Source organism: Trichothermofontia sp. (assembly GCF_053493415.1).
In genome coordinates this window covers 1-11,197 of sequence record NZ_JBRCAD010000196.1, presented here as the reverse complement: position 1 = coordinate 11,197, position 11,197 = coordinate 1, and the positions used below count along the sequence as shown (strand labels likewise).

General features: G+C 50.3%; 7 protein-coding genes. 4 read left to right on the top strand and 3 right to left on the bottom strand.

Annotated features, from left to right (window positions below):
• Positions 1 to 536, bottom strand: a 536-nt coding sequence (locus ACWIUF_RS17305) for a pyridoxal-phosphate dependent enzyme (RefSeq protein ID WP_448573772.1), incomplete at its 3' end; no start/stop codon positions are given.
• A gap of 262 nt (positions 537 to 798) precedes the next feature.
• Between ACWIUF_RS17305 and ACWIUF_RS17300 the strand changes: the two genes are divergently transcribed.
• The 3 genes from ACWIUF_RS17300 (at position 799) to ACWIUF_RS17290 (ending at position 6,633) form a co-directional block, all read left to right on the top strand.
• Positions 799 to 3,186 carry a CHASE2 domain-containing protein gene (locus ACWIUF_RS17300; RefSeq protein ID WP_448573771.1) on the top strand — a complete coding sequence of 796 codons (2,388 nt, stop codon included), beginning with the start codon at positions 799 to 801 and terminating at the stop codon, positions 3,184 to 3,186.
• Between the two features lie 54 nt (positions 3,187 to 3,240).
• Entirely contained in the window at positions 3,241 to 4,047 is an 807-nt protein-coding gene (locus ACWIUF_RS17295) for a DUF928 domain-containing protein (protein ID WP_448573770.1), read from the top strand.
• 420 nt (positions 4,048 to 4,467) lie between these two features.
• Positions 4,468 to 6,633 (top strand): ShlB/FhaC/HecB family hemolysin secretion/activation protein, encoded by a 2,166-nt coding sequence (locus ACWIUF_RS17290; protein ID WP_448573769.1) that lies wholly within the window; start codon positions 4,468 to 4,470, stop codon positions 6,631 to 6,633.
• Here the strand turns inward: ACWIUF_RS17290 and ACWIUF_RS17285 are convergent.
• Complete coding sequence (locus ACWIUF_RS17285; RefSeq protein WP_448573768.1) at positions 6,630 to 7,214, bottom strand: Uma2 family endonuclease; 585 nt, start codon at positions 7,212 to 7,214, stop codon at positions 6,630 to 6,632. The two genes, ACWIUF_RS17290 and ACWIUF_RS17285, sit on opposite strands and share 4 nt — an antisense overlap.
• Positions 7,215 to 7,384: 170 nt before the next feature.
• On the opposite strand from ACWIUF_RS17285, the gene ACWIUF_RS17280 reads away from it, so the two are divergent.
• Positions 7,385 to 8,047 carry a Uma2 family endonuclease gene (locus ACWIUF_RS17280; RefSeq protein WP_448573767.1) on the top strand — a complete coding sequence of 221 codons (663 nt, stop codon included), beginning with the start codon at positions 7,385 to 7,387 and terminating at the stop codon, positions 8,045 to 8,047.
• A gap of 85 nt (positions 8,048 to 8,132) precedes the next feature.
• On the opposite strand, the gene ACWIUF_RS17275 is transcribed toward ACWIUF_RS17280, so the two are convergent.
• A partial coding sequence (locus tag ACWIUF_RS17275) for a CHAT domain-containing protein (protein ID WP_448573766.1) occupies positions 8,133 to 11,197 on the bottom strand: 3,065 nt, incomplete at its 5' end.

Here is an 11,197-nt window from a genome sequence, read left to right as displayed (position 1 = left end):
CACACCAATAACCCATCCAACGCCCCCACTGCTTCAATTAACTCCTTCGTCGCCGTCCCCTGCCCCGCCACCACGGGGCCGTAATCGTAGGGTGGCACGATCGTTAACCCTTCTGCCTCGGCAATGGTTGCGGCTAGGGCCTCACGGGTGGTTTCATCGCGATCGTAGGGAATGATGGTGGCTCCATAGCTGGCGGTCGCGGTTCGTTTCACCGCTGGGGCATCCTGGGGCATCACCACCGTTGTGGCAATTCCCAGTAATTGACCGGCCAAGGCGATCGCCTGGGCATGGTTCCCAGAGGAATAGGTCAACACCCCCCGCTGCTTGGCGGCGGCTGGCAACTGGGCCAGGGCATTAAAGGCGCCCCGAAACTTGAACGATCCCGTGCGTTGGAAATTCTCGCACTTAAAGAATACCTCCAGCCCCGTGCGTTGATTCACCGTCCGTGAAGTCATGACCGGTGTGAGGTTAGCCTGACCCGCCAGCCGTTGCGCGGCGATCGCCAGATCAGGATAGGTTACAGGGAGAGTCGTCACAGGCAGGTACCCAGTAATGGAAACGGTGGGCGGCAAAGTTTGAGGGATCAGTCTCCTAATGGGTATCCTATCGATACTAGAGACTAATGCCAACAATTTGCCGATCGCGAGCTAAGGAGCGATGTGGCGCTGCCCTATCGATTGGGGCAGGCTGTCTGGCCTCCTCAATCGATAGGGATGTAGATGGCTTTGCCTTGCAACTGTTTCAACTTCAACAGACCAATGAAGTAAGATTAGGAGATGACGACCTAGGGCGATCGCAATGGCCTGTCAACGGGTATTACTTAAATTAGGAAAAGGAACCCTGGCCACGGGTCTAGCCAATATTGATGCTCAACTGTTGGGACGCGATCGTTGTCTCCTCTGGCAGGGAACCGGAAGTTTACCCCCCTCCGAGGAGCTACTGGCACTTTGTCAGCAGTGGCAAAAGTACTATGACAGCTTCTGCCAGTACTTAAGTACACGAGTTCTGGAAATAGATCCCGATGTAATCACTAACCTCTCCTGGACAGAGCTTGAGACACTCAGTCAGACGTTGAGCGATCGCTTTCAGGCATGGCTGGGGTCGGAATCCTTTACCTCAATTTGTGAGATTGTATTATCGTTTTTCTCCCGTGATGAAGAAACTCAGGTTTTGATCACAACTGATGATCAATTAATACGACTATTACCCTGGCATCGATGGAAGTTGTTTACCTATTTCCCTCACTCAGACTTTGCCTTTAGCTTACCTGAATCACAACGAATTGAAAATCAGAGAAAACCAGATGCAGTACAAATTCTCGCTATTTTAGGAGTTAATGAACAAATTGTTAGAACAGAGAATAGACAGGAATTGAATGTTGAAGAAGACTTGAGATTGCTTAATATTTTGCCGAAAACAAAGCCCATCAAGAAGCTTTTCTTGCCCAATCGTCATGAAATTAGTAATGTACTTTGGGAGGAGACGATTGATATTTTGTTTTTTGCTGGACACAGTAATAGTAATGAAAATGGCGAGATTGGTAGTTTTCAGATCAATCAGCATGAAACCGTCAACATTGATCAGGTTAAGCATGGTATTAGCCAAGCAGTTGAGCATGGGCTGAAGTTAGCTATTTTTAACTCCTGTAATGGTTTGGGATTAGCGTATCAACTAAGTCAGCTCAATGTTCCCTATATCATTGTGATGAGGCAGTTGGTTCCAGATCAAGTTGCTATACAGTTTTTAGAGTACTTTCTTAAGGCATTTTCCGGTGCTAATGGTCGAAAAGAAAAATCATTATATTTAGCCATGCGGGAAGCCCGAACTCGTCTGGAGGAAACCTGGGATGATCGCTTTCCCTGCGCCAGTTGGTTACCGGTGTTATTTCAAAATCCGACAGTGCAATCCTTAACCTGGAAAATTCTCCAGGGTTATCATTCTGATCAGGTTGCTGGCGCATCAGTCGTGCCAATCTGCCCAGAACCAGAGGAAAATACTAAAAAAAATCTCTTTGATCTTAATAAGTTTAGGCAATATTTTAAAAAAGTTAGTGTGATCAGTACCATTACTGCTATTGCGACTATTGGCTTACGACTCACTACAATTCTTGAACCTATAGAACTACATTTTTATGATCAGATGATGCGTCAATTACCCGATCGCGGGCCTGATCCTCGCTTAGTGATTGTTGAGATTACGGAAGCTGATATTCGAGAATTTGGTCAACCCATGTCTGATGAAACACTAGCGCGATTGTTCAAGACGCTTAAGGCATATCAGCCCATGCTAATTGGTTTTGATATTATTCGCGATCGGCCAGAACCACCCACACCACCGGAATTAGCAGAACTCTGGCAAGATCCCAGTATCATCCCAGTGTGTTATACGGGTGACGACGAGGATGCGGAGAAAAGCAGTACTGGCTTTCCACCAGGAATGCCGCTCGAAGTAGCCCGCGATCGCGTTGGCTTTAATGATCTTGTGATGGATGAGGGCGGAATTATCCGAAGACAACTACTCTCAAGAACACCACGTACACAGTCCCTTTGCGCTGTTGAAACTTCTTTTAGCTATCGCTTAGCATTAGAATATTTCCAACGGAAAAATCTGCCTAATACCTTGCTACTAAAACCTTTGGATTTTTTTGCGGGGGGCTATCAGTGGTTGCGTAATACACACGACTCCCAAATCCTAATTCGATATCGAGGTAGGTCAAATCCTGCTAATACGACGATTAGCATGACCGAACTCTTTAAGCAAATGGAGGCTGGACAAGTTGAAAATTGGGAAGAAAAAGTTATTTTGATCGGTACAACAGCCCCCAGTGCGCAGGATATCTCGCCAACGCCCTACGGTCTTAGTCGGGAAGGGGTTGTGATTCATGCGCACATGCTCAGCCAATTAATCAGTGCAGTCGAAGACGGTGAACCGCTACTCACTGTTTGGCCGTTTTGGCAAGACTGGCTGTGGATCTGGGGATGGGCACTTCTGGGAGGGCTACTCGTGTTGCCCCTGCGACATAACTTATGGATTCTCACAAGTAGTAGTATAATTATTATTATGTTTTACGGATGTTGCTTCGTTCTTTTTCAGCGGGGTTTGTGGGTGCCTTTTGTCCCAACTGCTATAGCACTGGTACTTAGCAGTGGCTTGACGGTGGGTTCATTGCGTGAATACGATCGCTAAACCTGTTGTTTTTTATACTAAATTTATTCTTCACTTTTTATACAGGAGTGTGTCATGAAGAATAAGTCACGCCTGACAGATTTGGGAGGATTTTCTTCACTGTCCCGGCTGGGTGTAGTGGGTGTGCTACCGATCGCCGCCGCGATCTGCCTGGGGCATCCCCTTCTTACCGCCTTGCCGACGGAGCTATTGCCATCCTCACCGTTATGGGTGAGCCGCGATCGTCCCGCAGACAGTTCCCAAACCCTCGCGCAGTGGAGACGGGTACTGGCCCAGGGAACCGTTAAAAATTCACAGCGAAAACCGGGGGGAACCCGAGGAGGAGAGTGCGTAGCCTGGAATGAAGACCAATTCCCAATGGCTTTGATCCCGGAAGTAGGGCCACTATTGACAATAGCTGAGCGACCTACTGTCTGGCTGTACCTCCCGTATGTGGCCCCCAGTGTAGTTAATTTCAAGCTTGAACTCAGGGACATGGAAAGTCAGACGAAGATTGAGAAGCCGCTTACTTATTCACTGAATCGTTCGCCCGGAATTGTACGATTGAAATTACCTGCTTTAGAAGCGAATAAATCCTATAAATGGTCTTTCCTAGAGGTATGCGAAAAGGATGGCGTGTCTAAAGAGCAACTCCTGTTTCATGGCTATATTGAACGCCTGACTGTTGCGCAATCGCTGCCGCCTCTGCCAGAAGGGCTGAATGAATATCGATCGCAGGGGCTGTGGCTGGATGCTTTCAATGGCATTGCTGAGCTACGCCTGAATAACCGCGAACAATCACTCTGGACCCAGTTACTTGAGGAAGTTGATCTGGGTGAAATCGCCCCGGCTTCCTTTGCCCCGACCGTCGATCCTCAGTAGCTTAGAACATCGCTAGTGGGGTAGGCATTGTTTCTCCGGGGGAGGCGCTACGCGAACGACTGGGGCTTACGGACCTCCTGCTGACTACTGAGACAGCCGGGACGGCTATCCCACGTTAGATTTTGTGTAATGATCCTGCTGGCTACTGAGACAGCCGCGAGGGCTGCCCCGCCTTTAATGTGCGATCTACTGCTTCCCAGTCAGCAAACTTGATGTTTGGCTGCTGCCCAAATTAAATTTCATCGGTTAAGCTATGCCTGCTCAAGTAGCAGGCTGTTTGTTATGGGCTGGCGATCAAATTTTGTAGCTTTGGGAAGTCTTGTTTCGCTGAGTTTAGCTTATTTTTTGCTCCCGGCTAATGCTCAACCAGTTGCAGCGGTACCCCAAACCGGGGATACATGGTCATTTTATTGGCAGCAAATGAGGAAGCTACTGCCCCCAGATTGGCAACATCGATTACCGCCGGAAATGATGACGGCGGGGAACGATCGCGTCACACCGCCTTACCTTGTCAATGCGTCCTTACCGGAATCTTCCTCTGCTAATATCATCAGTCTTTTTACCTGTCCTGGTGAGCCGGAATTTTGTTTGATTGGCAGCATTTATATTGACGATCGCAGGTCTCCCTTTGCGCAAGAAGTCTTAAGCAAACATCAAAGCAGGGGTACCCCAGTCCTGATCAATCCAGAGCTTCAGGGTTATCTGATTTATGGACCACAGGCGGTCCCACCTAATTTGTTGGCATCACTGATGTGGGAACAGGGAAACCAGGTAATTGCGATTCGTGCCCTAGCCCAGGAACGGCAAAATATGTTGCGACTAGCGACGGCGATCGCTGACAACCTAATTGCCCACCCCAAAAATAATGCGATCGCGGCTCCCTTGTCGCACCCTGAATCGCCTACCTTACCCGATGAAAATCTGGTTGCAGCGGTTCCCCCAGCAATGGCGAGTTCGGTTTTACAAGATTTTGTTAATGCTGAATTTTTAAATAATCGCTTCTCCATTCGTGAAGATATGCGGCTGTACTCAAGTTCACCGGATACAGGCCCGCCGGAGACAGAATCGCAATATCCCATTAGTACGATTCATATTGAAGGTAATACGGTCCTCCACCATGAAATTGAGGCTATTCGGCAAGATGCCCTGCAACAACTGGGGTCTAGGGCCTCTGTCCAGGAATTACGGGCGATCGCAGAGAAAATAACTGAGCTTTATATTAAAAAACACTACATTACCTCTAATGCCGAACTGGATGAGAGTACGCTTACGCGTGGTGAGCCGGTTATTCGCGTGATCGAGGGAAGGCTTGGCAAGATCGACATTACGGGTGAATCACGACGGGTTAGTAATGCCTATATTGAGAGTCGTATTCGTTTAGGGGCTGGTTTTCCCTTCCATGCCCTGAATGCTGAGGAACAGTTACAAATCTTGAAAAATGATCCCCTGTTTAAGCATATGGAGGCTAGTCTGCGTCGGGCTGATGCGGAAACGGATGTAGGTAAAGTTGATGAAAGTGAAATGCAGATCTATGTCCAGGAAGCGAATCCCTTTGAGGTTGCCCTGAGAACTGATAACTATTCACCGCCTAGCGTTGGGTCCGAGCGCTTTGGAATTGAACTCAAACATCGCAATCTGACAGGAATTGGCGATGAACTGCGGGGATCGGTCAATGTAGCAGTTGGTGACTCCCAGGTTTATGACATCAGTTACCGGGCACCCATTAACCCATTACAGGGAACGATTCAACTGCGGGCATTGTTTAATAAAAATAGTATCGTTCAAGATGAATTTGGTGAATTGGGTATTCGGGGTCAATCCAATCTTTATGAACTGAGTTATCGTCAGCCCCTAGTGCGAAAACTGATGCGGGAGTTTGCCCTATCGGCTGGGTTTACCTATCAGGGGGGACAGACATTTATTTTTAATGATTATGGGATGCCGTTTGGAATTGGCCCTGATGAAGATGGCATTAGTCGTACCAGTGCATTTAGTTTTGGCCAAGATTTTCTATCTCGTGATGCCCAAGGTGCTTGGTTTTTCCAATCCCAGTTTGAAATTGGTACAGGTTTATTCAATGCAACGGTGAATGAGCATCCAGTTCCGGATGGGCGCTTTTTTAGTTGGTTCGCGCAAGCGCAGCGTTTACAACAGTTAGGTAATAATAATTTATTATTATTGCGAGGCGCAATTCAACTGACTCCAAATAGTCTGCTACCATCGCAGCAATTTGTGATTGGTGGGGGTGAGTTGTTGCGGGGCTATCGGCAAAATGCAAGAATTGGAGATAATGGTTTTCTGTTTACCCTAGAAGATCAGATTACCCTGAGTCGTAATGCAGCGGGCGAGTCTACGTTTAAGTTAGCTCCGTTTGTAGATTTAGGGGCCATTTGGAATCATCCTGATAATCCTAACTGGTTACCAAGGCAAACATTTCTAGCGAGTATTGGTGCGGGTCTATATTGGGAAATGTTTCCAAGGATGAGCGTCAGACTGGATTATGGCTATCCTTTGGTTAAGTTGGACGATCGCGGCCATAATCTCCAGGATTCTGGGATCTATTTCGGCATTCAATATAAACCCTAAACTTGCCAAATAAGACTCAAGTTTAGGACAAAATCTGGTAACACCTCTTCGCCTGATAAAGTACTTGGATTCTGGAGAAGTGTGACCTCAGCTTGCGCTTGCCGATAAACTTCAACCTGTCTTTCGTTAGGATTGATGAGCCAGCCTAGTCGCGCCCCGTTTTCCCGATATTCTCGCATCTTTTCCTGAACCGTGCTGAGGCGATCACTGGGTGACATTAGCTCCAGGACGAAATCGGGACAAATTGGGGGAAAGCGGGTTTGCTGCTCTGGGGTTAGGGTATCCCAGCGAGCTTGGGCAATCCAGGCAATATCGGGCGAGCGATCGGCCCCATTGGGTAGTCGAAAGCAGGTGGAGGAATCAAAGCAAATGCCTAGCCGTTTTTGTCGATTCCAGATAGCAAATTCCGCTGCGATTTCAAAGTTACAATGCCCCGTAATGCCGCCTGTGGGTGACACGATGATCAGCTCTCCGGTCGCATTGCGTTCAAATTTAACCTCTGGATTGGCTTGGCAGAGGGTCTCAAATTGATCATCCGTGAGGGTGACGATCGGTTGGAGGTTGAGGGTCGTAATCGACATGGAGGTTAGAGATACAAAGGTAACGGGCAAGATGCCCATGCCACAGGAGATTAGTTTTATTGTAGTCAAACAAGACGCCCCTAGTCTTTCTATCTTGTTATCATGAATGCTATTCTCAGGTTCATTGCTGACGATCCCGATCGCTGCTCATCCCCACGCTTTAGCACCTTATGGTTTCTACCCTCTTACCTAACCGCGATCGCTTTGCGACACCCCCGGCGGATCGCATCCTGCTCAAAAATATTCGCTGGCAAACCTATCAAGACCTTGTTCAAGACCTGGAGCAAGAACCGGGTATCCGGTTAACCTATGATCACGGTTTCCTCGAAATTTATATGCCACTTGATCCCCACGAGACCTATAAAAAGCAGATAGGTCGCCTCGTCGAAGCCCTTACCGAGGAACTAGGGATTGAGATCCGCAGCCTTGGCTCGCGCACTTGGGGTCAAGAAGCTTTAGCCCGTGGCCTTGAGGCGGACCAATGTTACTACATCCAAAATGAAGCCACTGTTCGAGGTAAACCAGTGCTTGATCTTAGCCAAGATCCACCTCCCGACCTTGCGATCGAGATTGATATTACTAGCCCTTCCCTGAATCAACTGGCTATTTATGCGGCTTTGGGGATTCCTGAAGTTTGGATTTTCGATGGGACTACGCTGACGATTTACTGCTTATCGGCGGAAAACTACGAGATCTGTCCGATCAGTCCTACTTTTCCTCAACTGCCTCCAGCACAAGTTGTCTATTTTCTGAAGCTGGCTGAAACAATGGGGGAAACTACCTGGATTAGGACGTTCCGGCAGTGGATTAGGGAATATTTAGGAGGGGTTTGAAAAGTCCAGAAATAAGCCGTTTGGGCGACTAAAGTCACCACTACAAACAAACGCGCAAAACAAGGCTTCAGAATTCCGGTCGTAGCTACCAAGGACTACCGATGAGAGTAAAGGCAGACCAAATATAAGGGTGCGTTAGGGATACACCATTTCTCAACTGATCGGGGATGGGAATTGTTTGGCCGTCAGAAAGCACGAGATGGCTATTTTCAATCTTGACGTTTCCCGCCAGTAGGGCGAGTTGGGTGTTACGCAAGGCTTCAGCCTTAATGCTGGCTTGGGGCAGTTGGACTTGATAAAACTCGGCCATAAAGGCGAGGGTCCCGATATCATGGACTTCCCAAAGGCTGGCGATCGCCGTTTTCACCCCGGCGGCAACCGCTAATCCGGCAAACCCTAATTCGGCTTCGCGATCGCCAAGGGCGGTTTCACAAGCACTTATCACTAAGAGATCAAGGATATTAGGTTGGCTCAGTTGGGCAGTACGGAGTTGGTTGAGGCGGAGGGGCTGATCCCAGAGTTGAATGTAGGATTGGGCGATCGCGGCTGCTCTAAACTTGGCGTGGGTCGCGAAATGAACCACACCAAAGGGTTCTGTCTGACGGAAGCTTTGGAGATTGGGTAAAGTAAATGCATGATTCAGGTGATGGGTTGTTTCGTTGACCAGGGAAAGTTCGGTTGGAACAGCAGGTAACGAACGGAGATTGACATCTTTGAATTCTGAGCGTCCCATTGCTAGGCGAGGGCCAGTTTGGAAGTCGCGGGTGTACTGGCGGCTGGTGAGGCTGAAGTTGGGGATAAGGGCTAGGTGATAGGACTGGCTCAGAAAGTTGCCCTGCGGATCTTGGAGGGCGGCCAAGGGAACTGAACGTAGACGATGATCGAGTGAGAACAATAGGGTATCAATGCCCATGAGTTCTGGCTTAATTGCGCCTACTAGCCAGTCATAAATGGGCTGGGCAGCATTACGATACTCAGGCCAATCGGTCTCAATGTCATCCCGTTGGGCTAGTTTAGTCAAAGCTGCTACCTGATTTTCCAAGCTTCTAACGTTAGCATCAGAAATGTCTTGGACAACCGGATTGCCAGTAGGTTTGACAAGGACAATTTGGAGGCGATCGAGCTTAGGGATAGCGTAAATCACACCAGGGGTATAGCCGGTTTGCGCCGCCATTTCACGCAGGGATTGTTGGATCTCACCCAGGGTCAAGACCTTACAACTGACTTCCTGGCTGCCTTGGGGGGATTCCTCACGAATGCTGGTGTCGAGATAGGAACAATCAATATCCACACCAAAGTAATTCTTAAACTCAAGCTGACGTGCGGCTTCAATTTGCTGAATGCCTGTCCAATCGCCTTGCTCTAGTGCCTTAAGGGCATCATTGAGCATAAGACTCAGTTTCAAGTTGAAGTCGTTTTGATCAACTTGGGCAACGATTTCGGCTAGTTCGCGCCGTTTGCCTTCGTGCAGGGTCGGATATAGCAGATTGCGTGTGGGATCGGGCGTGATCTCTGGAAGACCATCACCATCGGGCGGATCTACAGGCGGATCTACGGGCGGATCTACAGGTGGATCTACAGGTGGATCTTCTACGGGCGGCTCCACGGGTGGATCTACGGGTGGATCTTCTACCGGCGGCTCTACGGGCGGTTCAAGAGGGCGTTGTCCCCCCGCGTTGACGGTCATGGTGCTACCGGGGGAGGTTTCGGAGCCGTAGATGATTGTACCTGCGGGGAAGGTTTCAGCGGCGGTACGAATGACACCAACAGTGCCGTTCCAGTCATCGGGATTGTCGGGATCGAAGGCTTGGCCGATCGTAAACGGGACATCGGGAACCACCCCCCCTGTAATCGTAACGGTGCCCGTGCTGGTGGCGATCGTTGTCGGACCAGCATCGGTTAGGAAGGTGCCAGTGCCAATGACGCGGCCAGCAGTGGAGGTGATGATGACATTGCCGGTGGAGTTGAGGGCGTTGATCGTGGTGAAGTAAATGTTACCGAGGGAAAGCAGTTCAAGTGAGGCGTTATCAATTAAGGTAATGGGGCCATTGGCGATGATGGTGTTCGCACCGAGGGGGGTTTGGATCTTGATGGGATCGAGGAAGGTGATCGCGTTGGGAATCGTAATGGTGCCGCTGCTGTCTTCGCGCCCGATCGTAATTAAATTAAAGCCGTTACCGATCGCGCCCATGTCGGCAAAGTCGAGGTCGAGCCTGCCGGAGGTGGGGACAAAGCCGCCAATTTCAATATTTAAGGCAGGGGTGAACGGTTGCAGGATTAGGTTGCCACCACCCAGGACGGAGCCGTTGCCGCCGCGAAAGTCGATTTCATCAGCAGTGAGGGTGAGGGTGTTGCCGCTGGTGTTGACCTGACTGTTGGCCAGGATGGTGGCGGTTCCGGCATTGAGTTCGACATCGCCAGTGGTGACGGTGGCGGGGCCGTTGAGGGTGATGGCGTTGTTATTGGTGGTGATGTTGCCCAGGTTGATGCGGCTGGCGGTGAGGGTGATGGAGGCGTTGTCGGCTCCGGTGAGTTGGTTGGCGATGGTAATGGTGCCGGGGGCTTGCGGAGCACGGATGGTGACGGGGTCGAAGAAGGTGAGGTCAACGGGGATGGTGATGGTGCCGCTGCCGGTGGGATGCCCGATCGTGAGGGTGTTAAAGCCGTTGGCGAGGGCGGCGAGATCGGCGGCGGTGAGGTTGAGGGTATTGGGACCCGTGTCGGTGGTGGCTCCGAGTTCAATAGCTTGATTGGCGGTGCCCGGTTGCAGAGTGAGGTTGCCGCTGCCGGTGACGGAGTTGGGTCCCCCGTTGAGGTCGATTTCGTTGGCGGCGAGGGTGACGTTGTTGGCGGCGGTGCTGACGGGGCCGTTGAGGGCGATCGTGGCGGTGCCGGTGTTGAGGATGGCGTTGCCGGTGATTGTGGTGGGGCCGTTGATCGTGATGTTGCCGTTGGCGGTGGTGATGTTGCTGGGGATGATGGTGTTTTGGGCGATTTCGACGAGGAGGCTACCGATCGGGGTGGAGCCGCCAATGATGCCGCCGAATTGGATGGTGCCGGTGCCCGCGTTGAGGACAAGGGGTTGCAGGCCGTCGATCGTGCTGCTGAAGGTGATGTTACCGGGGCCGGGGCCGGTGTCGAGGCGGGCGG